General features: G+C 62.8%; 22 protein-coding genes and 2 pseudogenes. 8 read left to right on the forward strand and 16 right to left on the reverse strand.

Annotated elements, in window-relative coordinates; all coding sequences use genetic code 11:
• Nucleotides 1-129: 129 nt before the first annotated feature.
• Both ompR and GUY40_RS20235 read left to right on the forward strand, forming a co-directional pair.
• A complete protein-coding gene (gene ompR / locus GUY40_RS20230; RefSeq protein WP_166570682.1) occupies nucleotides 130-870 on the forward strand; it encodes a two-component system response regulator OmpR in 741 nt (246 codons plus the stop codon).
• A 123-nt stretch (nucleotides 871-993) separates the two neighbouring features.
• Nucleotides 994-2,307, forward strand: a complete 1,314-nt coding sequence (locus GUY40_RS20235; RefSeq protein ID WP_166570683.1) for an ATP-binding protein — start codon at nucleotides 994-996, stop codon at nucleotides 2,305-2,307.
• Here GUY40_RS20235 and GUY40_RS20240 read toward each other — a convergent pair.
• From GUY40_RS20240 to GUY40_RS20295, 12 genes are all read right to left on the reverse strand, one after another.
• Nucleotides 2,304-2,930: a bifunctional 2-polyprenyl-6-hydroxyphenol methylase/3-demethylubiquinol 3-O-methyltransferase UbiG gene (locus GUY40_RS20240; RefSeq protein ID WP_166570684.1), complete on the reverse strand. Its 627-nt coding sequence runs from the start codon at nucleotides 2,928-2,930 to the stop codon at nucleotides 2,304-2,306. The genes GUY40_RS20235 and GUY40_RS20240 overlap by 4 nt on opposite strands.
• 355 nt (nucleotides 2,931-3,285) lie before the next feature.
• The gene (locus GUY40_RS20245) at nucleotides 3,286-3,930 is read right to left on the reverse strand and encodes a methionine ABC transporter permease (protein WP_166570685.1); all 645 of its coding nucleotides are present in this window, start codon (nucleotides 3,928-3,930) and stop codon (nucleotides 3,286-3,288) included.
• A complete protein-coding gene (locus tag GUY40_RS20250; protein WP_166570686.1) occupies nucleotides 3,920-5,044 on the reverse strand; it encodes a methionine ABC transporter ATP-binding protein in 1,125 nt (374 codons plus the stop codon). The genes GUY40_RS20245 and GUY40_RS20250 overlap by 11 nt, the downstream gene beginning before the upstream one ends.
• Before the next feature lies 1 nt (nucleotide 5,045).
• On the reverse strand, nucleotides 5,046-5,855 hold the full coding sequence (locus GUY40_RS20255) for a MetQ/NlpA family ABC transporter substrate-binding protein (RefSeq protein ID WP_166570687.1): 810 nt from the start codon (nucleotides 5,853-5,855) through the stop codon (nucleotides 5,046-5,048).
• Between the two features lie 18 nt (nucleotides 5,856-5,873).
• Entirely contained in the window at nucleotides 5,874-7,250 is a 1,377-nt protein-coding gene (locus GUY40_RS20260; RefSeq protein ID WP_166570688.1) for an LLM class flavin-dependent oxidoreductase, read from the reverse strand.
• Entirely contained in the window at nucleotides 7,250-8,455 is a 1,206-nt protein-coding gene (locus GUY40_RS20265; RefSeq protein WP_166570689.1) for an SfnB family sulfur acquisition oxidoreductase, read from the reverse strand. Before GUY40_RS20265 ends, GUY40_RS20260 begins: the two co-directional genes overlap by 1 nt.
• A 19-nt stretch (nucleotides 8,456-8,474) precedes the next feature.
• Nucleotides 8,475-9,716, reverse strand: coding sequence for an SfnB family sulfur acquisition oxidoreductase (locus tag GUY40_RS20270; RefSeq protein ID WP_166570690.1), 1,242 nt, complete (start codon nucleotides 9,714-9,716; stop codon nucleotides 8,475-8,477).
• 215 nt (nucleotides 9,717-9,931) lie between these two features.
• Nucleotides 9,932-10,624 (reverse strand): hypothetical protein, encoded by a 693-nt coding sequence (locus GUY40_RS20275; RefSeq protein ID WP_166570691.1) that lies wholly within the window; start codon nucleotides 10,622-10,624, stop codon nucleotides 9,932-9,934.
• Between the two features lie 136 nt (nucleotides 10,625-10,760).
• Nucleotides 10,761-11,510, reverse strand: a complete 750-nt coding sequence (tcyN, locus tag GUY40_RS20280; protein ID WP_166570692.1) for an L-cystine ABC transporter ATP-binding protein TcyN — start codon at nucleotides 11,508-11,510, stop codon at nucleotides 10,761-10,763.
• A 4-nt stretch (nucleotides 11,511-11,514) separates the two neighbouring features.
• On the reverse strand, nucleotides 11,515-12,183 hold the full coding sequence (tcyL, locus tag GUY40_RS20285) for a cystine ABC transporter permease (RefSeq protein ID WP_178117894.1): 669 nt from the start codon (nucleotides 12,181-12,183) through the stop codon (nucleotides 11,515-11,517).
• On the reverse strand, nucleotides 12,180-12,974 hold the full coding sequence (tcyJ, locus tag GUY40_RS20290) for a cystine ABC transporter substrate-binding protein (protein ID WP_166570693.1): 795 nt from the start codon (nucleotides 12,972-12,974) through the stop codon (nucleotides 12,180-12,182). Before tcyJ ends, tcyL begins: the two co-directional genes overlap by 4 nt.
• Before the next feature lie 114 nt (nucleotides 12,975-13,088).
• Nucleotides 13,089-14,087: a D-cysteine desulfhydrase gene (locus GUY40_RS20295; RefSeq protein WP_166570694.1), complete on the reverse strand. Its 999-nt coding sequence runs from the start codon at nucleotides 14,085-14,087 to the stop codon at nucleotides 13,089-13,091.
• A 185-nt stretch (nucleotides 14,088-14,272) separates the two neighbouring features.
• Here GUY40_RS20295 and epsC point away from each other — a divergent pair, with 185 nt between their 5' ends.
• Both epsC and betT read left to right on the forward strand, forming a co-directional pair.
• The gene (gene epsC, locus GUY40_RS20300; RefSeq protein WP_178117895.1) at nucleotides 14,273-15,220 is read left to right on the forward strand and encodes a serine O-acetyltransferase EpsC; all 948 of its coding nucleotides are present in this window, start codon (nucleotides 14,273-14,275) and stop codon (nucleotides 15,218-15,220) included.
• Nucleotides 15,221-15,397: 177 nt separating this feature from the next.
• Nucleotides 15,398-17,392, forward strand: coding sequence for a choline transporter BetT (gene betT, locus GUY40_RS20305; RefSeq protein WP_166570696.1), 1,995 nt, complete (start codon nucleotides 15,398-15,400; stop codon nucleotides 17,390-17,392).
• Between the two features lie 2 nt (nucleotides 17,393-17,394).
• Here betT and GUY40_RS20310 read toward each other — a convergent pair.
• Nucleotides 17,395-17,619: pseudogene (locus tag GUY40_RS20310) on the reverse strand (SDR family oxidoreductase); the annotation flags it as partial.
• Here GUY40_RS20310 and GUY40_RS20315 point away from each other — a divergent pair.
• A pseudogene (locus GUY40_RS20315) lies at nucleotides 17,618-18,455 on the forward strand (LysR substrate-binding domain-containing protein); the annotation flags it as partial. The pseudogenes GUY40_RS20310 and GUY40_RS20315 sit on opposite strands and share 2 nt — an antisense overlap.
• Before the next feature lie 239 nt (nucleotides 18,456-18,694).
• Here the strand turns inward: GUY40_RS20315 and GUY40_RS20320 are convergent.
• The 3 genes from GUY40_RS20320 to GUY40_RS20330 form a co-directional block, all read right to left on the reverse strand.
• Nucleotides 18,695-19,384, reverse strand: a complete 690-nt coding sequence (locus GUY40_RS20320; RefSeq protein ID WP_166570697.1) for an SPOR domain-containing protein — start codon at nucleotides 19,382-19,384, stop codon at nucleotides 18,695-18,697.
• A gap of 1 nt (nucleotide 19,385) precedes the next feature.
• On the reverse strand, nucleotides 19,386-21,122 hold the full coding sequence (argS, locus tag GUY40_RS20325; protein WP_166570698.1) for an arginine--tRNA ligase: 1,737 nt from the start codon (nucleotides 21,120-21,122) through the stop codon (nucleotides 19,386-19,388).
• A 184-nt stretch (nucleotides 21,123-21,306) separates the two neighbouring features.
• Complete coding sequence (locus GUY40_RS20330; protein ID WP_166570699.1) at nucleotides 21,307-23,526, reverse strand: primosomal protein N'; 2,220 nt, start codon at nucleotides 23,524-23,526, stop codon at nucleotides 21,307-21,309.
• Between the two features lie 164 nt (nucleotides 23,527-23,690).
• Between GUY40_RS20330 and rpmE the strand changes: the two genes are divergently transcribed.
• The 3 genes from rpmE (at nucleotide 23,691) to GUY40_RS20345 (ending at nucleotide 26,172) form a co-directional block, all read left to right on the forward strand.
• Nucleotides 23,691-23,909: a 50S ribosomal protein L31 gene (gene rpmE, locus GUY40_RS20335; RefSeq protein WP_166570700.1), complete on the forward strand. Its 219-nt coding sequence runs from the start codon at nucleotides 23,691-23,693 to the stop codon at nucleotides 23,907-23,909.
• Between the two features lie 2 nt (nucleotides 23,910-23,911).
• Nucleotides 23,912-24,721 carry a thermonuclease family protein gene (locus GUY40_RS20340; RefSeq protein WP_178117896.1) on the forward strand — a complete coding sequence of 270 codons (810 nt, stop codon included), beginning with the start codon at nucleotides 23,912-23,914 and terminating at the stop codon, nucleotides 24,719-24,721.
• Between the two features lie 182 nt (nucleotides 24,722-24,903).
• Nucleotides 24,904-26,172: a malic enzyme-like NAD(P)-binding protein gene (locus GUY40_RS20345; protein ID WP_166570701.1), complete on the forward strand. Its 1,269-nt coding sequence runs from the start codon at nucleotides 24,904-24,906 to the stop codon at nucleotides 26,170-26,172.
• Nucleotides 26,173-26,470 lie beyond the last annotated feature (298 nt).

A 26,470-nucleotide genomic window follows, 5' to 3' on the forward strand; every position in this document is an offset into this window, starting at 1 on the left:
GGGGGTGATATCAGGAGGCCACGGGCGCATCGTTTGCGCTGGCGAACGAGGAAAAATCTGCTAACAATGCACACGTCACGTCCTTGGGCAGCTGGTCCATAATGCGTGCCGTGATTACAGGAGCAAACCATGAGCAGCACTGCCGCAAACGCCGAAGGCGAAAAAATCCTCATCGTCGATGACGACCCAGGCCTGAGCAGCCTGCTGGAGCGTTTTTTCACCAGCAAGGGCTACCGTGCTCGTGCGGTCCCGAATGTCGAGCAGATGGATCGCCTGCTGGGCCGCGAAGTTTTCAACCTGGTCGTGCTCGACCTGATGCTGCCTGGCGAAGATGGCCTGTCCGCCTGCCGCCGCCTGCGCACCGCAAACAATCAGATCCCCATCATCATGCTCACCGCCAAGGGCGACGAGCTCAGCCGCATCAAGGGCCTGGAACTGGGCGCCGACGATTACCTGGCAAAACCCTTCAACCCTGATGAACTGGTAGCCCGCGTCAAGGCGGTGCTGCGTCGTCAGTCCGCGCCGGTGCCAGGTGCGCCGGGCAGCGAAGACGAAACCGTCACCTTCGGTGATTACGAGTTGTCCCTGGCCACGCGCGAACTCAAGCGTGGCGAAGAAGTGCACATGCTGACCACCGGCGAGTTCGCCGTGCTCAAGGCGCTGGTCATGCATGCCCGCGAACCGCTGACCCGCGACAAGCTGATGAACCTGGCCCGCGGTCGTGAATGGGATGCGCTGGAGCGCTCCATCGATGTACAGATTTCCCGTCTGCGGCGCATGATCGAGCCCGATCCGTCCAAGCCGCGCTATATCCAGACCGTATGGGGTGTGGGTTATGTTTTCGTACCGGACGGCAACGCCGGCAAATGATGAAGGGTATGTAGGAGCGAGTCGCTCTGGGCGGGGCTGCCGAAGGGCATGCTCCGCAGCCGGTCGCTCGCGCTCCGCAATGTCTGCGAGCCGTGCTCGTTCCTGCAACGTATGTAGTCACTCATGAAAACCCCGCTGTGGTTCCCACAAAGCTTTTTCGCGCGCACGCTTTGGCTGGTGCTCATCGTCGTCCTGTTCTCCAAGGCCTTGACCCTGGTGTACCTGCTGATGAACGAGGATGTGCTGGTCGATCGCCAGTACAGCCACGGTGTCGCCCTGACCCTGCGCGCCTATTGGGCAGCGGACGAAGATGACCGTGACAAGGTTGCCGAGGCGGCAGGGCTCATTCGGGTGGTCGGTACCGGCGTGCCGGAAGGCGAGCAACACTGGCCCTACAGCGAGATCTACCAGCGGCAGATGCAGTCCGAGCTGGGCGCCGACACCGAAGTCCGCTTGCGCGTGCACGCGCCTCCCGCGCTCTGGGTGCGCGCGCCCAGTCTGGGCGATGGCTGGATGAAAGTCCCTTTGTACCCGCACCCGCTGCGTGGCCAGAAAATCTGGAGCGTGTTGGGGTGGTTCCTGGCCATTGGCTTGCTATCCACGGCGTCGGCCTGGATTTTCGTGCGTCAACTCAACCAGCCACTCAAGCGGCTGGTTTTTGCTGCCCGCCAGTTGGGCCAGGGCCGCAGCGTGCGGTTGCCGGTCAGCGATACACCGAGCGAGATGACCGAGGTGTACCGCGCCTTCAACCAGATGGCCGAAGACGTCGAGCAGGCGGGGCGCGAGCGGGAACTGATGCTAGCCGGTGTGTCCCATGACTTGCGCACGCCCCTGACCCGTTTGCGCCTGTCGCTCGAATTGATGAGCACCGACAACGAAATGACCGATGACATGGTCCGTGACATCGAAGATATGGACGCCATCCTCGATCAGTTCCTGGCGTTTATCCGCGATGGCCGCGACGAATCGATCGAAGAGGTCGACCTGAACGACCTGGTGCAGGAAGTGGTCATGCCCTTCAACCAGCCGCAAGAGCGGGTGCGCCTGTGCATGGAGCCGATTCCACCGTTCCCGCTGCGGCGGGTGTCGATCAAGCGGCTGCTGAACAACCTGATAGGCAACGCGCTACACCATGCCGGCAGCGGCGTTGAAGTGGCGGCCTATGTGTCGGGCGACACCAGCGCGCCCTACGTGGTGCTGAGTGTGCTGGACCGTGGTGCCGGTATCGACCCGGATGAGCTTGAAGCGATCTTCAATCCCTTCACCCGGGGTGACAAGGCCCGTAGTGGCAAGGGCACCGGGCTGGGGCTGGCGATCGTCAAACGCATCGCCGCGATGCACGGCGGCAATGTTGAACTGCGCAATCGCTCTGGTGGTGGCCTGGAAGCGAGGGTACGGCTGCCGTTAGGCCTGATGTTGCCCAGGGATGCGGTTTAGGCCTTGCGCCACACACTCGCCAACCAGGGCTGCTGCTCACGCGGCAGCCCGGCAGGGCGGTAATAGTGCTCCAACTCCTCAAAGCCCGCAGCCTGCAGCAGCGATTGCCAGGTCTCCAGGTCATGCCAGGCGCCATAGCGCCCACCCCTGAATCCTTCCTGATTGTCCCCCCGTGGATTGGAACTGAACAACACCCCGCCCGGCTTCAGCGTGGCATGCAACTCGCGCAGGACGCGGGGCAACTCCTGACTCGGTACGTGGAACAGCACGGCATTGGCGAAGATGCCATCAAAGCGTTCGACCGGTAGCTCCAGTGCCAGCAAGTCCTGTTGCCAGACTTCGCAGCCACTGTCGGCGCGCGCCATCTCGACGAACCGCTCGGCCCCGTCCAGGCCCACGGCCGTGTGGCCCATGGCGCTGAACGTCTTCAAGTCGCGGCCAGGGCCACAACCCAGGTCGAGAATCTGCAGGGGCGGTTCGCTGCGCAGATGACGCAGCAGGGCTTGGATGTTCTGGCTCACATCATGATCGCGCGTGCCCTCGCGAAAGGACTCGGCTGTGTCGTTGTAATGGCCCAGCGTGGTGGAGCTGATCTGTTTGAGTTGATCGGGTTGGAGTGTCATCGCAGGAGCAGCTCATCAGGTTCGATCCTGCGACTATCACCTTATGGCCTATTCGCGGGCAAGCCCTAAGACGCAACACTCGCGATGAACAATGACGCCTATCTCCTGAAAAACCGCGGCGCCTTCATCGCGGGCTAGCCCCAATGCCGGTCGGTTAAGCAACTGAACGACGCAACACCTAATGTAGGAGCGGACCTGGCCGCGATGGGCTGCGAAGCGGCCCCGGCGATTCTGAAACCGCCGGCACTCGCAAGCTGATCGCAGATATCACAGGCCAAAGGGGCCGCTGCGCGGCCCATCGCGGCCAGGTCCGCTCCTACATGGACGATGTCGCTCCATCAAGCCGCGAATAGCTTCAGCGCTTGTTGAGCCCTTTCGCCAACCGATCCCCGCCAAACTGGATAAATGCCACCAACACCACCAGCAACACAATCACCGTCAGCATGATCTGGCTATCAAACCGCTGGTAACCATAGCGGTAGGCAATATCGCCCAGGCCGCCGGCACCAATGGCGCCGGCCATGGCCGAGGAGTTGATCATGGTCACCAGGGTGATGGTGAAGCCGCCGACGATGCCCGGCAGCGCCTCGGGCAATAGCACGTGCCAGACGATATGCCAGCGCCGGCAGCCCATGGCCTGGGCCGCTTCGATCAGCCCGTGATCGACCTCGCGCAGGCTGACTTCGGCAATGCGCGCGAAGAACGGTGTGGCGGCGATGGTCAACGGCACGACTGCCGCCCAGACCCCGTAAGTGGTGCCGACGATCAAGCGCGTGAAGGGGATCAACGCCACCATCAGAATCAGAAACGGGATCGAGCGGAACAGGTTCACGAACGCCCCCAGCACACGGTTCAGCGCGGGCGCTTCGTAGATCCCGCCCTTGCTGCTGGTGACCAGAATTACCGCCAGCGGGATGCCCGCCAGCAACGCGATCAGCGATGACACGCCGACCATCAGGAAGGTGTCGATGGCGCCTTGCAACAAGCGATCAAACCACATAGCCGAGCACCTCCACGTGTGGCGTCCATTGCCTGGCGCGCTTGACCAGGGTGTCGGTGTCGTGGGGGGAATCCGACACCGACACCACCAACTGCCCCAGCGGGCGGCCTTGAATGCGTTCTATCCCGCCTTGCAACAGACTGACCCGCCCGCCCAGCACATTGAACAACGCCGACAGGTCCGGCGCCTGCTCGTCGCTGCCAGTCACCCGCAGGGCCAGCACCAGGCTGGCGCGCGGGCTGACTGGTATCGGCTGCAAGCGCACGCGCAACTCCGCAGGCACACTGGTTTGCAGTGGTGTCAGCAAGGTCTTGCTGACGTCATGGGTCGGGGCGCCAAACACCTGCCAGACCGGCCCCTGCTCGACAATCCGGCCGCGTTCGAGCACCACGACGCGGTCGCAGATATCGCGGATCACCGCCATCTCGTGGGTGATCAGAATGATGGTCAACCCGAGGCGCTGGTTGATCGCCTGCAAGAGGGAGAGGATCGATTCGGTGGTTTCCGGGTCCAGCGCCGAGGTGGCTTCGTCGCAAAGCAGAATGTCAGGGTCATGCACCAGCGCGCGAGCGATGCCCACGCGTTGCTTCTGCCCGCCGGACAGTTGTGCCGGATACGCCCGGTGCTTGTCGGCCAGGCCCACCAGCTCCAGCAGTTCGCTGACCTTGCGATGGCGTTGGGCTTGCGGCACGCCGGCCACTTTCAGCGCCAGCTCGACGTTCTGCCAGACCGTCTTGGCCGACATCAGGTTGAAGTGCTGGAAGATCATGCCGATGCGGCGGCGCAGCGCCACCAGCTGGTCCTCGTCGAACCCGCCGATGTCGATCTGATCAATCAGAATGCGCCCGCTGCTGGGTTGCTCCAGGCGGTTGATGGTCCGAATCAGCGACGACTTGCCGGCACCGCTGCGGCCAATGATGCCGAAAATCTCGCCACGCTGGATGGCCAGGTCAATGCCCTCCAGGGCCACGATCGGCCCCTGGGCACCTTCATAGGTTTTGCTGACGCCGATAAAGCGCACCTGAGCGTTGTTCAGCTCCGGGTGCAGCACGCTTTGTTCGGCGCTGCGCGGCGCCAGTGCGTCCAACCGCTGCGGGTTGTGCAGGGCACTCATGTCAGCCTTCCCAGCCGGCTTGGTAGAGCTTGCCGTGAGCCTTGTCCAGCGCGGCGCGAACCACCGGTGAGTGCTGGTAGATGTCGACGAACCTGGCGATGCGCGCATCGTTTCTATTCTGTGGCTTGATCACGAACTGGATGACGTATTCCTTGTGGTCGAGGCCGTCGAACAGCAGTGCGGAGCCGGCATCGAAGGTCTTGGCCAGGCGAATGTAGGCCGGGTAGCCCTGCACCAGGTCGGCGTCGTCGTAGGCGCGCACCAGCTGCACGGCCTCGACCTGAAGAATCTTCAGCTGTTTCGGGTTGGCGACGATATCGTCCTCGGCGGCCTTGTAGCCGACGCCCGGCTTGAGGGTAATCAGACCGGCCCTGGCCAGCAGTTGCAGGCCGCGTCCGCTGTTGATCGGGTCGTTGGCGATGGCCACGGTCGCGCCCGTGGGCAGTTCATCGAAGCTTTTGTATTTTTTCGAGTAGAGGCCGACGTTGTTGATGATGCCGGGTGCATAAGGCACCAGGTCAAAGCCGGCGGCCGCCTTGGCGTTTTCCAGGAAGGGGATGTGCTGGAAGTAGTTCACGTCGATATCGCCGCTGGCGAGGCTGACATTCGGGGCGATCCAGTCGCTGAACTCCACCAGCTCCACTTTCAGGCCCTGTTTGCCCGCTTCGCTGACCGCCTCTTCCAGTGGGATGGCGAAGGCGGCAGTGGTGCCGATTTTCAAGGGGGCGTCGGCGGCGTGGGCAATCCCGCCAGCCAGGCCAACCGCGAGCGCCAGTGCTTGAACCGGCCGGGAAAAGATTTGTTTGAACATGGGCAATACTCCAGTCGGTCAGAGGGCCGCGGCCGTCGGGCGTTGGCGGTAGCTGGCGCCGGTATGGCGGGGAGGCAAGTGCGCCTGTTCGGTCTGAAACAGCTTCTGGCGCAGGCTGCCGGTGTCATAGGCGGTCTTGTAGGAGCCGCGGCGTTGCAACTCGGGAATGACCAGGTCGATGAAGTCGACATAGCTTTCCGGGGTCACGGTGCGGGTCAGGTTGAACCCGTCCAGACCGGTTTCGGCGATCCAGCTTTCCAGCTCGTCGGCGACTTGCTCGGGCGAGCCGATCAGGGTGATATAGCGCCCGCCCAAAGCGTGCTGATCGAGCAGCTTGCGGCGAGTCCAGTCGTTGTTCTTCAGGTGCTGGGTGGCGGACTGGATGGCGTTGCTTTTGACGTACTGAATCGGCTCATCCAGTGCGTACTGGGCGAAGTCGATACCGGTGGAACTGGCGAAATGCGCCACGCCGGCCTCGGCGCTGGCATAGCGCAGGTACTCGGCGTGTTTCTCCCGGGCCTTGGCCTCGGTGTCGGCGACGATCACGCTGATGCCCATGAACACCTTGACCTGCAAGGCATCGCGCCCAGCCGTCACGGCGCTGGCGCGAACCTTGTCGACCTGGGCTTTGGTGGCCGCCTTGTGCTGGCCGCTGATAAACACGCATTCGGCGTGCTGCCCGGCGAACACCAGGCCACGGGCGGAGCTGCCGGCCTGAAACAGGACCGGTGTGCGCTGCGGCGAAGGCTCGCACAGGTGGTAGCCCTCGACCTGATAGAACTCGCCTTGGTGGCGAACCTTGTGGACCTTGTCCGGCTGGGCGTAGATCCGCTGTTGCGGGTCGTTGAGCACCGCGTCGTCTTCCCAGCTGCCCTCCCAGAGTTTGTAGAGCACTTGCAGGTATTCGTCGGCCTGGTCATAGCGTCGGTCGTGCTCGGCCTGGGCTTGCAGGCCCATGGCCTTGGCGGCGCTGTCCAGGTAACCGGTGACAATGTTCCAGCCGACCCGGCCACGGGTCAGGTGGTCCAGGGTCGACATGCGCCGGGCGAACAGGTACGGCGCTTCATAGGTGAGGTTGGCGGTCAGGCCGAAGCCCAGGTGCCGGGTCATGGCGGCCATGGCCGAAACCAGCAGCAGGGGATCGTTGACCGGCAGTTGGATCGATTCCTTCAGCGGCACGTCCACCGCGTTCTGGTAGACGTCGTAGACCCCGACGATATCGGCGATGAACAGCCCGTCGAACAGCCCGCGTTCCAGCAGTTGTGCAAGCTCGGTCCAGTATTCAAGGGTCTTGTACTGGGTCGAGGTGTCACGCGGGTGGGTCCACAGGCCATGGTTGATATGGCCGATGCAGTTCATGTTGAAGGCGTTGAGGAGGATCTTTTTCTTCGCCATCAAATGGTCCCCCGCAGCGGTGGGTTTGCATCGTTGAGGTAGTAGTTGCCGATGGCGTGGTACTTCCAGCGGACCGGGTCGTGCAGGGTGTGAGTGCGGGCGTTGCGCCAGTGGCGGTCCAGGCCGTGCTCGGCCAAGGTCGCCTGGCTGCCGGCCAGTTCGAACAGGGTGCTGCCGGCGGCCAGCGAGACTTCAGTGCTGATGGCGCGGGCTTCGGCCACGGCGATGGAGGCCGCTGCCACGGATTGCGCGGTGGTTTCGGTCTGGGCGCGATCGAGGAATTCGCCGGCACGCTCCAGCAGGGCTTCGGCGGCCTTCAGGCGAATGCCAAGTTGCCCGAGTGTCTTGAGGGTCAGCGGATCTTCACTGGCCTTGTCGAAACCCGAATCGATCCACGGCCGGGTGCGGGTGCGGACGAAGTGCAGGGTGTCCTCATAGGCTGCCCGGGCGATGCCGGTGTCGATGGCTGCATGAAGGATTTGCGCCAGCGGGCCGACCGGCGTCGGTCGCTCGAACGCCGCTTGAAACGGCACGACATCGACGGCGGCCACCAGGACGTTGTCGAACACCACCGAACCGCTGCCGGTGGTGCGCTGGCCGAAGCCGCTCCAGTCATCGATCACGCTGACGCCCGGGATGTTGGCCGCTACAAAGGCCAGTTGCTGGACGCCCAGCTCATCAATCACCGAGGTCGGGATGCGCTGGGCATAGATCGCGCCGGTGGCGTAGAACTTGCGACCGTTGATGCGGTAATGGTCGCCGTCGCGGGTCAGGCGCGTGGTGCGGTCATGGGCGGTTGCCGTGCCCAGTTCGGCCAGGGCATTGCCGAAGCGCTGGCCCGCCAATACTTCGGCAAACAGGCGCTGCTGCTGGGCCGGGTCGCCGTTGACCCGCAGCACTTCCAGTGCATAGAAATGGTTCTGTGGAATCTGCCCGATCGAGGCGTCGGCCTGGGCGATCAGGCGGATGACCTGGGCCAGGGTGACGTTGGAGACCCCCGCGCCACCGAAGCGCTTGGGCACGCTGATGCCCCACAGGCCGGAGTGGGAAAACACCTCCAGCTCAGGGTGTGGCAAGCGGCGTTCGCGGTCGCGCAGGACGCAGTCCTGACGCAGGTACACAGCCAGCTGGCGGGCGACATCCAGGGCCTGGGCGTCGGTCTGGATGACCGCGACGGGTTCGTGCGGTTGCGGCAAAAAGCTCATATGTTCTCCAGAGGACTGGTCAAATCCAGGAATGCCGGGCAGGCAACGTACCGTTCAAGTAAAAGGCGCCGACGGCGTGGTATTTCCAGCGCACCGGGTCATGGAGGGTGTGCACGCGGGCGTTGCGCCAATGCCGGTCGAGGTTGAATTCGGCCAGGGTGGCGCGGCTGCCGGCCAGCTCGAACAGTTTTTCGCTGGCCAGCAGCGCGATTTCGGTGGTCAGCGCCTTGGCCTCGGCGACGGCGATCGAGGCGCGTGCGGCAGACTCGGCGTCGATCGGTGCGGCGTTGACGCTGTCGAGCACAACACCGGCCTTGCGCAACAGTGCCTGGGCGGCGTGCAGTTCCAGTTTCAAGCGGCCGATATCAGCGATCACGTAAGGGTCGTCGCTGTTGCGCTCGACCTTGGCATCGATCCACGGCCGCGAGCGGGTACGGATAAATTCGATGGCGTCGTCGATGGCGCCTTCGGCGATCCCGGCGTCGATGGCGGCCTGGATCAGCTGCGAGACGGCGCCCTGGATGTTCGGTGTTTCGGCCAGGCGCCAGTTGTCCACGACCTGGTCGGCGTCCACCCGCACCTGGTCCAGCAAGACCGTGCCGCTGGCGGTGGTGCGCTGGCCGAAGCCGGACCAGTCATCGACGATACGCAGCCCGGGCGTGCCGCGCCGCACGAAGGCCATGACCTGGCGGCCGTCGTCATTGATGGCCTTGACCGCCACCCAATGGGCGAACAGCGCGCCGGTGGAGTAGAACTTCTGGCCACTGATAACAAAGCCGTCGCCGCTGCGGGTGATCCGCGCTTTCAGTTCCAGGGTGTTTTTGCTGCCGCGTTCGGGGCCGGCATTGCCGATTCGCCAGCCATCCAGCACCGAGGCGAACAGGCGCTGCTTCTGCTGCTCATTGGCGCTGCCGAGCAGCAACTGCAGGATGCCGAACTGGTTCTGCGGGATCTGCCCAAGCGCAGGGTCCGCGGCGGAGATGATGCGGAACACGTCGGCCACGGTCACGAATGAAACGTGCGGGCCGCCGTATTGGCGCGGGATGGAAATACTGCCCAGGCCGCTGCGGGTGAACTGCTCGATCTCGGCCCAGGGCAGCTTGCGCTGCTGGTCACGGCGGGCGGCTTGCAGGCGGGCGCTGGCGGCCAGTTCACGGGCAGCCTGCAAGGCCTCGGCGTCATTGCGCAGGACCTTGGCGGGCAAGAGTAATGGGGCGTGGTCCAGATCGCTCTGGACCTTCGAATCGGCCAGACTGGACATCAGTACTGCTCCTTGGCTGCACTCAATGCCCTGGCGTTAGCCACTGGGGTGATTGTGTTCCTGACCATACCGTCCTCACGTCATAGAAGCGCCGCAGGTGGCGGCGATTACAAAAAATGCGCTGGTCCGGTGGTCCGGTTAATATACCCTAATAGTGTATAAACATTAAATAAACTAACTTTTAGGAATAACAATAGAAGGCCCGCGTTAACCGTCTAGAACACCCTGACGGTGCGGGGCGGCGCCCAATGTGAATTGTTGCCGACCCGGTCGAGGATGCAGTAACTCACCTCCAGGTGAGGGTCGATTCCGGCGTCTCGAATCACCGCCAGTGGCACGCGACCGCAGACCGCAGCGCCGACCTGCAAGGCCTGAAGGGGCGGCAGGTCAAGTCGTGCGTCGCCCCAGCGCAGGGTGATTGCATCGTCCACGGCCATGTTCGGGTAAGGCTCGATCGTGAACGGCACACCGCGATTCAACCGCTGGCTGTCGACCCCGCGCTTGCGCACCGAGTCGGGCAGGACCAGCGGTTTCAGGGCCTGGTTTTCATCATCGTCCAGGCTCAACGGCGGGCCGCCCGGGCAATCGAGCTTGACCTCGGCGAGCAGCGTGGCGGAGCGGCGCGGGCAGCAGCCGACTTTCATGAATCGATAATGGATGCGCGCCGCACCGGGCACGATCAGCCGCTCGGGCACCTTGAAGAACACTGGGCTCGCCGCGCTGGCCAAGGTGTGGGCGGCGACATAGCGGTTGTTCCAGAACAGCTCCAGCAGATCGCCAGGGTCGTGCTCGGGCGGTGGGTCGACCCGAATCGACAACCGCGCTGCGGCATGGGTGCCGATGCGGTTGTGAAGGCTGTGGGGGAGGGAAGGCGGTGGCAGTTCAGATCCTTTGAACGCGGTGGGCATGGCAACTTCTCCAGTGGCAGGGGATTAACCTCTGCGACCTACATAAGTTTTGCCCACCAGACCGTCAAGCCAACTCGTTTCAGCTGAATCACTCTTTTCACGGTTCAGACTGGTCCTACGAGTGGCACTCGGGTTTTCAGCCGGTGGAAAGAAACTTACTGAGAAATTGCCGGGTGCGCTCTTCGCGCGGGTTGGCAAACAACGCCTTGGCTTCGCCCTGCTCGACGATCACGCCCTTGTCGAAAAACACCACCCGGTTCGCCACGTCTCGGGCAAAGCCCATTTCGTGGGTGACGATCACCATGGTGCGCTTTTCTTCGGCCAGGCCGCGGATGGCTGCCAGCACTTCACCGACCAGTTCGGGGTCGAGTGCCGAGGTGGGTTCGTCAAAAAGGATGACTTCCGGCTCCATGGCCAGAGCCCGGGCAATCGCCACCCGCTGTTGCTGACCCCCAGACAGTCGCCTGGGGTAGGCGTCTTCCTTGCCGGCCAGGCCGACCTTGGCCAGCAGTTTTCGGCCCAGCGCGAGGGCTTCTGCGCGTGGGGTTTTCTTCACCACCAGCGGGCCTTCGATCACGTTCTCAAGGGCGGTGCGATGGGGGAACAGGTTGAAGTTCTGAAACACGAAGCCGACCTGCTGGCGCAATCGGCGGATCAGGCTGGTTTGCTGGCTGAGCGGGCGGCTGCCATCGATTTCGATGCTGCCCATGCGGATACGGCCGCTGTCGGGTACTTCAAGCAGGTTCAGGCAGCGCAAAAAGGTGGTTTTCCCCGAGCCGCTGGGGCCGATGATGGCGACGACTTCGCCGGCCTCGACGGTCATGTCGATGCCATCGAGGACCTTGTGCCCGTTGAATTGCTTGGTGAGTTTTTCAACCACAATCATGAGGTCAAGGCTCCAGGTCGTGCCGATTGACCCGCGCTTCCAGGCGGTGCTGCAAGTGCGCGAGCACGCTGGCCAGCACCCAGTAGATCAGCGCGGCGGCCAGATACATGGTGAAAATTTCGAAGGTTCGGGCGGTGATCAACTGCGCCTGGCGGAACAGTTCGGGCACCTGAATGGTGGCGGCCAGGGCGGTGTCCTTGACCAGCGAAATAAAGCTGTTGCCCAGCGGTGGCAAGGCGGTGCGCGCTGCCTGCGGCAGGATCGCCCGACGCAAGGCCTGGCCCCGGGTCATGCCGATGCTGGCGGCGGCTTCCCACTGGCCACGGTCGATGGAGCTGATGGCCGCGCGCAGGATTTCACAGGCATAGGCCGCCATGTTCAGCGAGAAGCCGATCAGCGCCGCCGGCAACGGGTCCAGTTCCAGGCCCAATTGCGGCAGCCCGTAATAGATCACGAACAACTGGACCAACAGCGGCGTGCCGCGAAAGAACGACACGTAGATGCGGGCAATCCAACTGAGCAGCTTGAATCTCGAAAGCCGCATCAGCGCCAGGCCAAAGCCCAGCACCAATCCGAAGAACATCCCGCCCAGGCTCAGGATGACGGTGTAGTACGCGCCCTTGAGCAGAAAGGGCGCGGAATCCAGCGCGAGCTGAAGGCTGTCTTCGATCATTGAGTGATGTCAGCGTTAAAGTACTTTTCCGACAGTTTTTTCAGGGTGCCGTCGGCGCGCAGCTTGTCGATGGCCTTGTTGATTGCGGCCAGCAGCTCGGGTTCGCCCTTGCGCAGTGCGATACCGGCTTCCTGGCGAGAGAAGGCTTCGCCGGACACGGCGGTGTCCTTGGCCTTGCTGACCAGCTCAAGTGCGGCCAAGCGGTCGACCAGAATGGCGTCGATGCGGCCCACGCGCAGGTCCTGGTATTTGGTCGGGTCATCGTCGTAGGTCTTGATGATGGCTTTGGGTACGTTGTCCTTGAGCCATTGCTCATAGTTGGTGCCCAGGCCCACGCCAACTTTCTTGCCCGCCAGGTCGGCGGCGGTCTTGATGGTGCCCTCGTTCTTTTTAAGCGTCAGCGCCTGAATGCCGGAGACGGTGTACGGCTGGGAAAAGTCGTACTTGTTCTTGCGCTCTTCGGAGATGGTCACCTGGTTGATCACCGCATCCAGGCGCTTGGATTCCAGTGCCGCGAGAATGCCGTCCCACTTGGTCGGCTGCAGCTTGGCCTTGACTCCCAGCTCCTTGGCCAGGGCTTCGGAAAACTCCACCTCGAAGCCGGCCAGCTTGCCGTCGGCATCGACAAAACTGAAAGGCGGGTAGGTGCCTTCCAGCCCCACGTTGATCACGCCTTTGTCCTTGATTTGCTGCAGCTGCTCGCCGGCCACGGCCTGGCCCAGCAGACCACTGCCGAGCGCCACGCCCAGGCTTGCGAAAAGGAATTTTTTGCCGAATGCAGAAATGCTCATGACAAGCCCCGCTTTTGTTGTGATGGATGGCAACCACGTAATGCGACGGCACGACTATAGGGAATCTTTTCTATAGCTAAAAATACTGAAAACTACTTTAAATATTTCATTTGGTTATTTTGTCCAGATCTCCGGATAGGCAAACAACGCCGGTGCGCCACCGGTATGCAGGAAGATTAGCGGGCCTTCGCCGAAGCGTTGGCGACCCAGGCCATCGAGCAAGCCGGCCATGGCCTTGCCGGTGTAGACCGGGTCCAGCAGCAAGCCTTCCTGGCTTGCCAGCAACTTGATCGCCGCCAGCGTCCCGGCATTGGGCTCGCCATAGCGAGGGGCGAAATAGTCGTCCCACAACTCGACCCGAAACGCTGCCGGCAGCGGCACACCCAGCAGGTCGGCAGTGCGCTGGGCCAGGCCCTCGACTTTGGGGCGTTGGTCGGCATCGGTGCGCGAGACGGTGACGCCGATCACGGGCAGTTGCGCCAGCACCTCGCTCAAGGCCAGGCCCAGGCCACTGTGAGTGCCGGCACTGCCCGAGGCCAGCACCACGGCGGCAAAGTCCAGCCCGGTGGCCTTGATCTGTTCGGCCAGCTCCAGCCCGGCCCGTACGTACCCCAGCGCTCCGAGCGGGTTGGAGCCACCGATCGGTACCCGGTAAGGTTTTTTGCCCTGTGCCTGCAGCCGGGCGGCGAGGGCCTGCAATTGTTCATCGGCGTTGTCGAGGTTCGCGACCCGCTCGACGTGTGCGCCGAACAGGTCGAGCAGCAGGCGGTTGCCATTGCTCAGGTAGTTGCCTTGATCGGTACCGATCGGGTTTTCCAGCAGCGCCACACAGCCCAGCCCCAGCTTGGCGGCGAGGGCGGCGGTCTGGCGGACATGGTTGGATTGGATTGCCCCGGCAGTGATCAGCGTGTCGCAGCCTTGCGCGAGGGCGTCGGCGGCCAGGTATTCGAGCTTGCGCAATTTGTTGCCGCCCATGGCCAGCGGGGTCAGGTCGTCGCGTTTGACGTAGATGTCGCGACCGAGCCAGACACTCAGGCGTTCGAGTTTTTCCAGGGGCGTTGGCACGCCAAGCAAGTCGAGACGTTTAAAGCGGGCGAGCGTTTGCTTGATCATGGGAATTTTGCTTCAGGAAAAGACTCGACTATAGGCAGGCAACCCAAGGGCGGCAAATTGGCGGTTATGCCACCGCGATTGGCAGCGGCATGAATCGGTTATTTTTTCGGGCCCGATTTTTGCCGTAGAGTGGACGCCGATAGGCGGCCGTTTTTCATGCCGCCCCTCTCGAATGTTTCAGGCGAATGTGTCAGGAGTTAACCGTGAGCGAAAAAGCGCAAGGGCGTTGGCAGTTGCAGTCCATTGTTGGCCAATTGCGGAGCGCCCGTGACGAATGGCGCCGTACCAACGGTCGCAGCAGTGGCGAACAGGGCGGTCGTGAGCTGCCTTCGCGCGAAGCCATGAAGGGCATCCTCGAGCATTTGTGCGGCGCGATGTTTCCCATGCGCCTGGGGCCGGTGGATCTGCGCGAGGAAAGCGAAGACTTCTACGTCGGCCACACCCTCGACTCGGCGCTCAATGCACTGTTCGGGCAGGCACGCCTGGAGTTGCGTTACATCGCTCGCAAGGGCAAATGCGACGAGGCTCAGGTCGATGCCAAGGCCGAGCGGCTGATCCAGGATTTCGCCGCGGCGTTGCCGGGCTTGCGCGTGCTGCTGGACACCGACGTGCTGGCCGCCTACCACGGCGACCCCGCAGCGCGCAGCGTCGATGAAGTGCTGCTCTGCTACCCGGGGATTCTGGCGGTGATTCACCATCGCCTGGCGCACCATCTGTACCGTGCTGGCCTGCCTTTGCTGGCGCGGATCAGCTCGGAACTGGCCCACTCTGCCACCGGCATCGACATTCACCCCGGCGCGCAGATTGGCCCGAGCTTCTTTATCGACCATGGCACCGGCGTGGTCATCGGTGAAACCGCGATCATTGGCGAACGGGTGCGGATTTACCAGGCCGTGACCTTGGGGGCCAAGCGCTTTCCGTCCGATGAGTCCGGGCAATTGCAAAAGGGCCAGCCGCGCCACCCGATCGTCGAGGACGACGTGGTGATCTATGCCGGTGCGACTATTCTGGGACGCATCACCATCGGCAAAGGCTCGACCATTGGCGGTAATGTCTGGCTGACCCGCAGCGTGCCGGCGGGCAGCAACCTGACCCAGGCGAACCTGCAACACGATGACGGAACCCAGAAATAAGGGAGGCCAAACCCCCTCCTGAAGCCCGGCCGGATTGGTCCTGAGCGGCCATTCATGTTTAACTTGAACGTTCATTCAAGTTAAAACGGTGGTTCGCTGCCGGCGTTCAACAGGAGGGTACCCTTTGCTGAACCCGCTCTATTCAGCCCTTTCCCGACCTCGCGAGGTGCACCGCGCATGAGTGCACCCTCTTCAGCTTCCAGCGGCAAAGTCCGCATGAACCCGCCCGTGTTCTACTTCGCGGCCAGCTTTATCCTGTTGTTTGGCCTGGTGGTCATCGCCATGCCCGAACAAGCCGGCCGGTGGCTGCTGGCGGCGCAAAACTGGGCTGCCAACACCGTTGGCTGGTATTACATGCTGGCGATGACGCTGTATCTGGTCTTCGTGGTGGTCACCGCCTTGTCTGGCTATGGCAAGATCAAGCTCGGCGCCGACCACGACGAGCCCGAATTCAGCTACTTGTCCTGGGCCGGCATGCTGTTCGCCGCCGGCATCAGCATCACCCTGTTCTTCTTCTGCGTGTCCGAACCTCTGACCCACATGCTCCAGCCGCCACAAGGCGAGGCGGGCGGTGAAGCGGCTGCGCGCCAGGCCATGCAGTTGCTGTTCCTGCACTGGGGCCTGCACGGTTGGGGGGTGTTCGCCTTTGTCGGCATGGCCCTGGCCTATTTCGCCTATCGACACAATTTGCCGCTGGCCCTGCGTTCGGCGCTGTACCCGCTGATCGGCAAGCGCATCAACGGCCCCATCGGCTATGCCGTCGATGGTTTCGGGATTATCGCCACCGTGTTCGGCCTGGGTGCCGACATGGGTTTTGGCGTGCTGCACCTCAATGCCGGCCTGGATTATCTGTTTGGCCTCTCCCACAGCCAATGGGTGCAGGTGGCCCTGATCACGCTGATGATGGGCGCGGCGATCATCGTGGCCGTGGCCGGGGTCGACAAGGGCGTGCGGGTGATGTCCGACATCAACATGCTGCTGGCCTGCGCGCTGCTGTTATTCGTACTGTTCGCCGGCCCCACTCAGCACCTGCTCAACACGCTGATCCAGAACCTGGGCGACTACCTGGGCGCGCTGCCGACCAAGAGCTTTGACCTTTACGCGTACGACGAATCCAGCAGCTGGCTGGGCGACTGGACCATCTTCTATTGGGCCTGGTGGATTGCCTGGGCGCCGTTCGTGGGCCTGTTTATCGCGCGGATTTCCCGTGGTCGGACCATCCGTGAATTTGTCTTTGGCGTGCTGCTGATTCCACTGGGCTTCACCCTGGCGTGGATGTCGATCTTCGGCAACAGCGCCATCGAGCAAGTGCTGGGCCATGGCATGAGCGCGCTGGGGCAATCGGCGCTGGATGATCCGTCGATGACGCTGTACCTGCTGCTGGAAACCTACCCGTTCAGCAAAACCGTGATCGCCGTCACTGTGTTTATCAGCTTCGTGTTCTTCGTCACCTCGGCCGACTCCGGCACCGTGGTGCTTTCGACCCTCTCGGCGCGTGGCGGCAACCCGGATGAAGACGGGCCGAACTGGCTGCGGGTGTTCTGGGGCGCGATGACCGCACTGGTGACCAGCGGGCTGTTGTTCGCCGGCAGCATCGATTCGCTCAAGTCTGCCGTGGTGCTGACCTCGCTGCCGTTCTCGTTGATTCTGTTGGCCATGATGTGGGGGCTGCACAAGGCGTTTTACCTGGAGTCGCAACGTCAAATTGCCCAGATGTATTCGCTCGCGCCTGTGTCTACCTCACGGCGCAGCAGTTGGCGTCAGCGTTTGAGCCAGGCCGTGCACTTCCCGTCGCGCGACGAGGTGTACCGGTTCATGGACACCCACGTACGGCCAGCCATCGCCGAGGTCACTGCGGTGTTCGCCGAGAAGGGCCTGAAAGTCAGCACCGCCGAAGACCCGGGCCACGACAGCGTCAGCCTGGAAATCGGCCACGGTGAAGAGCGACCGTTCGTCTATCAGGTGCAGATGCGCGGCTACTTCACGCCGTCCTTCGCCCGTGGCGGCATGGGCAGCCACGATCTGAAGAACCGTCGCTACTACCGCGCCGAAGTGCACCTGAGCGAAGGCAGCCAAGGCTATGACCTGGTCGGCTACAGCAAGGAGCAGATCATCAACGACGTTCTCGACCAGTACGAACGCCACATGCAGTTCCTGCACCTGGTGCGCTGACGTCAGACCAGCCCGCCGTTGGCGCGCAGGATCTGCCCGTTGATCCAGCCGCCATCGGCGCCCACCAGAAAGGCCACCACAGCGCTGATGTCCTCCAGTTGCCCCAGGCGCTGCAGCGGCGGCATGTTGGCGAACTGCTGGATCTGCTCTTCACTCTTGCCGTTCAGGAACAGCTCGGTGGCAACCGGCCCCGGGGCTACCGCGTTGACCGTGATCCGGCGGCTCCTGGGCATCCCACGCGCCACCCTGACCCACAGCATGAACCAGTTCGAGGCCTGGCTTGGTACGCACCTGCTTGAGCGCAGCACTCGCCGGGTGCGTCCGACGCTGGATGGCGAAGCCTATTACCGGCGTTGCGTGCAGCTGCTCGCCGAGCTGGAAGATGCCGAGCTGGCCTTCCGCTCGGTGGCACCCAAGGGCCGCTTGCGGGTCGACTGCAGGGCACTCTGGCAAAGCACTTCGTGATACCCGCGCTGCCGGCGTTTCTGGAGCGCTACCCGGACATCGAACTGTCGATCAGTGAGGCGGATCGTTTTGTCGACCTGATCGCCGAAGGCGTGGATTGTGTGTTGCGGGCGGGCACGTTGGGGGATTCGTCGCTGATCGGTCGGCGCGTGGCCACGCTTGAGCAAGTGACCTGTGCCAGCCCCGCGTACCTGCGCAAATACGGTGAACCGCGGATGCTGAGTGATCTGAGTCAGCATCGGGTGGTCAACTACGTGTCCAGCGCCACGGGTAAGCATTTTCCGTTCGAGTTCGTGCAGCGCTGCCAGGTACAAGAAATTCAAATCGAGGGGGCCGTGGCGGTGTACGGTGCCGAAACCTACACCGCCTGTGGCATTGCCGGACTCGGGCTGATTCAGGTGCCATATTACCGAGTGGCGACGCAGATCTCACAAGGCTTGCTCAAGGTAGTGCTGCCCCATAGCCCACCCCACCGATGCCGGTGTCGGTGCTGTACCCGCAGAACCGGCAGATGTCGCCCAGGGTGAGGGTATACGTGGACTGGCTGGCTGAGATCTTCGCCACGGCGTCCGGCCCTCCGTCATCACTCCAGACTTGAGTGGACTCTGTGGCAAAGCTTGCTCGCGATGCCGGCGCCGCGGTGTATCAGATACACCGCGGTGATGCCATCGCAGGCAAGCCTTGCTCCCACAAAACCAAAAGCACCGCAGTTTCGGCAATTATGTAGATCGGTGTGGGAGCAAAGCTTGCTCGCGATGCAGGCAACGCGGTGTATCAGATACACCGCGGTGATGCCATCGCGGCCAGGTCCGCTCCTACATGGGTTCCATGTGGTGCTTACTGGCGGGTTTGGCGCTGTTGCAGCAACAGGTTGCTGAAGCCGCTGCCTGCCAGTTGCTTCTGGGCGGTGGTCAGCTGCTCGCGGTTGCTGAACGGGCCGACCAGCACGCGGTACCAGATCTCGTCCTTGACCGTGCCGGATTCAACCTGCACCGACTGCCCCAGCAGAATGATCTGCGCCCGCACCTTGTCCGCTTCGGTCTGCTTGCGGAACGAGCCCGCCTGCAGGAAGAACTGCGTGGTCGCTGCCGGCTTGATCACCGGTGGCGCCGGGGGCGGGGTCTGACCGCTCAGGGCGGCGACCGCACGGGCGGTGTCGATCTTCGCCGCTTCTGCCGGCGTCACCGGCGCCTGGGCCGGTACCGGCGGGGTTTTCTCCGGCACGGCTTCGGGCGGCACGATCACTTCCGATTCCGGCAGCAAGGTGTAGAAGTCGTACTTGGGCTTCACCGGTTGCTGTGGGCTGGGCGGCGTCTTGTTGGCCTCGGCGATTTTCGCCGCCTTGGCGTCCTCGGCCTTGACGCGCTTGACCTCATCGCGACCCGGTTCGAGCTTCATCAGAAACACGATAAAGGCGCCGACGGTGAGGCCGATCGCCATCCACATCCAGCCCGGGACCGGCTTCTTTGCAGGGGCTTGATAACGGCTGGCGCCACGCTTGGGTGCAGGTTTTTTCTTGGCAGCCAACTTACATACGCTCCAGGGTTTCCAGACCCAGCAGCTCCAGGCCTTGCTTGAGAGTGCGACCGGTCAGGGCCGCCAGGCGCAGGCGGCTCTGCTGTTGTTCCGGGGTGTCGGCCGCGAGGATCGGGCAGTTCTCGTAGAAGCTGGAGAACAGGCCGGCCACATCGTACAGGTAGGTGCAGAGAATGTGCGGGGTGCCTTTTTCCGCGACGTTGTTCAGCACTTCGCCGAACTGCGCCAGGCGTGCCGCCAACTCTTGTTCCTGCGGCGCGGCCAGCTGAATCTGACCCTCGACTTCGCTGAAGTCCTTGCCCAGCTTGCGGAACACACCGGCCACGCGGGTGTAGGCGTAGAGCAGGTAAGGGGCGGTGTTGCCTTCGAAGTTCAGCATCAGGTCGAAGTTGAAGCTGTAGTCGCTGGTGCGGTGCTTGGACAGGTCGGCGTATTTGACCGCGCCGATGCCGACCACCTTGGCGATGTTGCGCAGGTCAGCCTCTGGCAGTTCCGGGTTCTTTTCCTTGACCAGGGCGTAGGCGCGCTCTTGGGCTTCGTCGAGCAGGTCGATCAGTTTGACCGTGCCGCCGTCGCGGGTCTTGAACGGGCGGCCATCGGCGCCGTTCATGGTGCCAAAGCCCATGTGTTCCATTTGCATGTCGTTGCTCACGAAGCCGGCGCGGCGCGCCACTTCGAATACTTGCTGGAAGTGCAGGGCCTGGCGCTGGTCGACGAAGTACAAGGCACGGTTGGCCTTGAGCACGTTGCTGCGGTAGCGCACCGCTGCCAGATCAGTGGTGGCATATAGATAGCCGCCACCGGCCTTTTGCACGATCACCGGCAGCGGTGTGCCTTCGGCGGTCTTGAATTCTTCCAGGAACACGCACTGGGCGCCATTGCTCTCGACCAGCAGGCCCTTGGCCTTGAGGTCAGTGACGACATTGGCCAGGTCATCGTTGTAGGCGCTTTCGCCCTTGACGTCGGCCGGGGTCAACTTGACGTTGAGGCGGTCGTAGGTCTTCTGGCAGTGCGACAGGGAAATCTCGTTGAAGCGCTGCCACAGCGCCAGGCACTCGGCGTCGCCGGCTTGCAGCTTGACCACCAGGCCACGGGCGCGGTCGGCGAACTCTTCGGACTCGTCGAAGCGTTGCTTGGCGGCGCGGTAGAAGTTTTCCAGGTCCGACAGCTCATCGCTGGTGGCGGGTTTTTCCTGCAGGTATGCCAGCAGCATACCGAACTGGGTACCCCAGTCGCCGACGTGGTTCTGACGGATCACGTCGTCACCCAGGAACTCGAGTACGCGGGCAACGCCGTCACCGATGATGGTCGAGCGCAGATGGCCAACGTGCATTTCCTTGGCCAGGTTAGGTGCCGACAGGTCGACTACCACGCGTTGCTGCGCACCGGCCTTGGCCACGCCCAGCTTCGGGTCGGCCAGGGCGGCGTCCAGGCGCGCGGCCAGGGCGTCGGTGTTCTGGAAGAAGTTCAGAAAGCCGGGGCCTGCGATTTCCACCTTGCTGATCTGCGGATCGGCGGGCAGCGCGGCGATGATTTTGTCGGCCAGGTCGCGCGGTTTCATACCGGCAGGCTTGGCCAGCATCATCGCGATATTGCTGGCGAAGTCGCCGTGGGTCTTGTCCCGGGCGTTTTCCACCTGGATCGCCGGCGTCAGCCCTTCAGGCAGTACGCCCTCATTGACGAGTTGGTTCAGGGCGTTCTGGATCAGCTGGCGAATGGTGTCTTTCATGGGATTCTCTTTCGACCGCAAGCGCGGTGGCGCTTAGGTGCGCAGGTGGAAAAACTGAACATTATCCGTTTCTGGTACGAACTTGCCAACCTTTGGGCTTCTTGTAGCAGCTTCGGGCCTCTTCGCGGGCAAGCCTTGCTCCCCACAGAAGTGTGGAGCAAGGCTTGCCCGCGAAGCTTTTAGCTCAATAGAGGTCAACCGGGTCCACATCCAGCGACCAGCGCACCGCCCGGCCAGCCGGCATTTGCTCCAGCACCAGCAACCACGCACTGATCAACCGGTGCAGCGGTGCCCGGGCGTTCGCCTGCAAGAGTAACTGAGCGCGGTAGCGTCCGGCGCGACGTTCCATCGGTGCCGGGACTGGCCCAAGCAATTCGATACCGCCCAGTGCCTGCTCGGCGACGATGCGTTCGGCCTCGCTGCAGGCTTCATCGAGAAACGCCTCGGCCTGGCCGGGCTTGTGCGCTTCGGCGCGCAGCAGGGCCAGGTGTGCAAAGGGCGGCAGGCCAGCGGCGCGGCGCTCGCTCAAGGCCTGCTCAGCAAAGGCGAAGTAGCCCTGTTCGGTGAGCTGCACCAGCAGCGGGTGATCGGCCAGGTGGGTCTGGATAATGACCTTGCCCGGCTCTTCGGCCCGCCCGGCGCGCCCGGCGACCTGGACAATCAGCTGCGCCATGCGCTCGCTGGCGCGGAAGTCGCCGGAAAACAGCCCGCCGTCGGCATCCAGGATCGACACCAGCGTCACCCGGGGAAAATGATGACCTTTGGCGAGCATCTGGGTACCGACCAGGATGCACGGCTGACCGCGCTGGATCGTGGCGAACAGCTGGTTCATTGCGTCCTTGCGCGAGGTGCTGTCGCGGTCGACCCGCAACACCGGGTAATCCGGGAACAGGATGCTCAGGCGTTCTTCTGCCCGCTCAGTGCCGGCGCCTACCGGGCGCAGGTCGACCTTGTTGCACTGCGGGCACTGGCGCGGCACCCGTTCGTCGTAGCCACAGTGGTGGCAGCGCAACTCATTGGAGCGCTGGTGCACGGTCATGCGCGCGTCGCAGCGCGGGCATTCGGAGAGCCAGCCGCAATCGTGGCAGAGCAGGGTCGGGGCAAAGCCGCGGCGGTTGAGGAACACCAGCACCTGCTGGCCGGCCGCCAGGGTCTGGCCGATGGCTTGTTGCATCGGTCCGCTGATGCCGCTGTCCAGTGGCCGGCTTTTCACGTCCAGGCGCAGAAAGCGCGGCGGTTGGGCGCCACCGGCTCGATGCTTGAGGTACAGCAGACCGTAGCGGCCGGTGTGGGCGTTGTGCAGGCTTTCCAGCGACGGGGTGGCCGAGCCCAGCAGAATCGGAATGTTTTCCTGGTGGGCACGCACCAGCGCCAGGTCGCGGGCGTGGTAGCGCAGGCCTTCCTGCTGTTTATAGGAGCCGTCGTGTTCTTCGTCGATGATGATCAGGCCAGGGTTTTTCATCGGCGTGAACAAGGCCGAGCGGGTGCCGATAATAATGTCGGCTTCACCGTCACGCGCCGCCAGCCAGGCGTCCAGCCGCTCGCGGTCATTGACCGCCGAATGCAGCAGGGCGATGCGGGCGTTGAAGCGCTGCTCGAAGCGGGCCAGGGTCTGGGGGCCCAGGTTGATCTCGGGAATCAGGATCAGCGCTTGCTTGCCGGCTTCCAGGGTTTCGCGGATCAGCTGCAGGTACACCTCGGTCTTGCCGCTGCCGGTCACCCCGGCCAGCAGAAACGCATGAAACTTGCCGAAACCGGCCCGCACGGCATTGAACGCGGCTTTCTGTTCATCATTGAGCGGCAGCTCAGGCTGCGCCAGCCAACGCTCATGGCGTTCGGTCGAGGCCTGTCGGCGCACCTCGACGGTCACTAAACCCTTGGCCAGCAGCAGGTCGAGGCTGTCCTTGCTCAGGCCCAGCTTGCCGAGCACTGGATGCGCAACCCCGTGGGGGTGCTGGCCAAGTGTGGCGAGGGCTTCGCGCTGGCGTGGGGCGCGGGCGATGCGCGGGTCGTCCAGGCGCGCATCGGCGGCGATTTGCCAGAAGCGCTCCTGGCGTGCCTCGGCGGCTTCGCCCTGACGCAGCAGTACCGGCAAGGCCCAGCTCAAGGTGTCGCCCAGGCTGTGCTGATAATATTGTGCGGTCCACAGGCAAAGCTTGAACAACGCCGGTGGCAGCGGCGACACCGGGTCGAGCAGTTCAAGCGCAGGCTTGAGTTTGTCGGCCGGCACTTCGCTGCGGTCGGCGACCTCGACCAGCACGCCGATCATTTCGCGGCGGCCAAAGGGCACCCGCAGGCGCATGCCCGGGCTCAACATGGCTTTGGTGATGCCGCGCGGCGCCCGGTAGTCGAACAGGCGTCTCAGCGGCGAGGGCAGGGCGAGGCGCAAGATGACATCGGACACGCGTAGATTCTCTGCAGACGGTAGGACGCAGCGCAGCCTAGCAGACGACAACCGGTGCAAGCGACAACTTGCGTCAGCGCCGTGCTCTGGTATTATCCCCCGCCTAATTACGTGCGGTATTCAACAATGGTGTTGGGTGGCGGCACGCAGTCGAGGAAATGACCATGAAAGCCGATATTCATCCCCATTACGTTGCCATCGAAGTTACCTGCAGCTGCGGTAACAAGTTCGAAACCAAATCGACCCACGGTAAAGCTCTGCCAATCGACGTGTGCAACGAATGCCACCCGTTCTACACCGGCAAGCAGAAGACCCTGGACACTGGCGGCCGCGTTCAGCGCTTCGCCGATCGTTTCGGTGCTTTCGGTGCCAAGAAGGCTTGAGCATGAACCTGACCCGACAGGGTTTGGCAGTGCTGAAAAAGGCGTCCCTCGCGGGCGCCTTTTTTGTGGGCGCCGTTTGGCTCGCGCCTGCCCAGGCTTACTGCCCAATGCCCGACAATCTGCAGCAAGTCCAGGTCCGACAAGTGGTCGATGGCGACACCCTGCGCCTGCAGGATGGCCGCTCTGTGCGACTGATCGGCGTCAATGCGCCAGAAATCGGCCGCAAGGGTCGCACCACCGAACCTTTTGCCGAAGCCGCTCGTCAGCGCTTGCAAGCGTTGGTCGATGCCAGCAACGGCCGAATCGGCCTGATGCCGGGTGCCGAAGCCAAGGATCACTACGGTCGTACGCTGGCCCATGCGTTTGGCAGCAATGGCGACAATTTCGAGTCGCGCCTGCTGGCGGATGGTCTGGGCTACCTGGTGGCCGTGGCGCCCAATGTTGACTTGGTCAACTGTCAGCAACAGGCCGAACAGTCGGCGCGCCAGGCGGGCGTCGGTTTGTGGCGCAACCCGCAGGTCATGGAGGCAGGGCAGGTAAAGCAATCGGGTTTTGCGCTGATCAGCGGCCGGGTAAGCGATATCCAGCGTAATCGTGGCGGTATCTGGATTGAACTGGATGGTTCGTTGGTGCTGCGGGTTGCACCTCAGTTAAGCGGCAAATTCGCTGATCTACCCCTGGATCGACTCAAGGGCCAACGTGTCGAGGCCCGTGGCTGGATAGTTGATCGCTCCAAACGCGGTGGCTCGAAGAACGGCCAGGTGCGCTGGATGTTGCCGCTCACGGATCCCGCGATGCTGGTACAGCGATAAGTAAAAATTGTGGACAATTTTAAAGTCGATTGTGAGCAGATGAGGCCTTGGCGGCTGCGGGTCTTGGCAGAAAGTCGTAGGTTAAAGCCCTTGACACTAGTGACCGGCCAGTCTTGTCGGCCTCAGGCTTCTTGCGTATCCTCGGCGGTCCGTCAGAACAGTAAATAGCGGAAATTGCCCACATGTCAGACTTGAAAACCGCCGCGCTCGAGTACCATGCCCAGCCACGTCCTGGGAAGCTGAGTGTAGAACTCACCAAACCTACCGCCACTGCCCGCGACCTGTCCCTGGCCTACAGCCCGGGTGTTGCCGAGCCAGTACGCGAAATCGCCCGTGATCCCGAATTGGCCTACAAGTACACCGGTAAGGGCAACCTGGTGGCGGTCATCTCGGATGGCACCGCGATCCTCGGCCTGGGTGACCTGGGCCCACTGGCCTCCAAGCCAGTGATGGAAGGCAAGGGCGTTCTGTTCAAGCGTTTCGCCGGTATCGACGTGTTCGACATCGAAGTCGATTCCGAGAGCCCGCAAGCCTTCATCGACACCGTCAAGCGTATCTCCATCACCTTCGGTGGCATCAACCTGGAAGACATCAAGGCACCTGAATGCTTTGAGATCGAACGCGCTCTGATCGAGCAGTGCGACATTCCAGTGTTCCACGATGACCAGCACGGCACCGCGATCGTGACCGCGGCCGGCATGATCAACGCCCTGGAAATCGCAGGCAAAACCCTCGCAGACGCCAAGATCGTCTGCCTGGGCGCCGGCGCTGCCGCCATCTCCTGCATGAAGTTGCTGGTGAGCATGGGTGCCACGATCGAAAACATCTTCATGGTTGACCGTACTGGCGTGATCCACGCTGGCCGTGACGACCTGAACCAGTACAAGGCGGTCTTCGCTCACGCCACCGACAAGCGCACCCTGGCTGATGCCCTGGAAGGCGCTGACGTGTTCGTTGGTCTGTCCGGCCCGAACCTGCTGAGCGCAGAAGGCCTGAAATCGATGGCGGCCAACCCGATCGTCTTCGCCTGCTCCAACCCGGACCCTGAAATCGCGCCAGAGCTGGCGCACGCCACCCGTGACGACGTGATCATGGCCACCGGTCGTTCGGACTACCCGAACCAGGTCAACAACGTACTGGGTTTCCCGTTCATCTTCCGTGGTGCCCTGGACGTTCGCGCCAAGCGCATCAACGAAGAAATGAAAATCGCTGCCGCCAACGCCCTGCGCGAACTGGCCAAGCTGCCGGTACCGAAGGAAGTCTGCGACGCCTACGGTGGCATCTCCCTGGAATTCGGCCGTGAGTACATCATTCCGAAACCAATGGACGCCCGCCTGATCACCGTGATCTCCGACGCTGTTGCAAAAGCGGCAATCGAGACCGGTGTGGCGACCCTGCCATACCCGAAAAACTACCCGCTCAAAAGCGTGGATGACGTGTTCAACGGCTAATCCGTTGTCATAGCGTCAAACCCCATCGCGGCGGTCCGGATATCCGGACCGCCGCGATTTTTTTGGGCGCGAAAATAATCGTCTAATGTAGGAGCCAGGCTTGCCTGCGATGGGGCGCGCAGCGGCCCTAGGGTCTGCTTCGCAGCCCATCGCAGGCAAGCCTCAATGCCGGTCAGTTAAGGATCGGAACACAGACGTCCATGTAGGAGCGGACCTGGCCGCGATGGGCTGCGAAGCGGCCCCGGCGACTCTGAAACCACCCGCACTCCCAAGGCTTGTCGTTGATATCACCGGCCTC

This window comes from Pseudomonas sp. R5(2019) (assembly GCF_009905435.1).
GTDB lineage: Bacteria > Pseudomonadota > Gammaproteobacteria > Pseudomonadales > Pseudomonadaceae > Aquipseudomonas.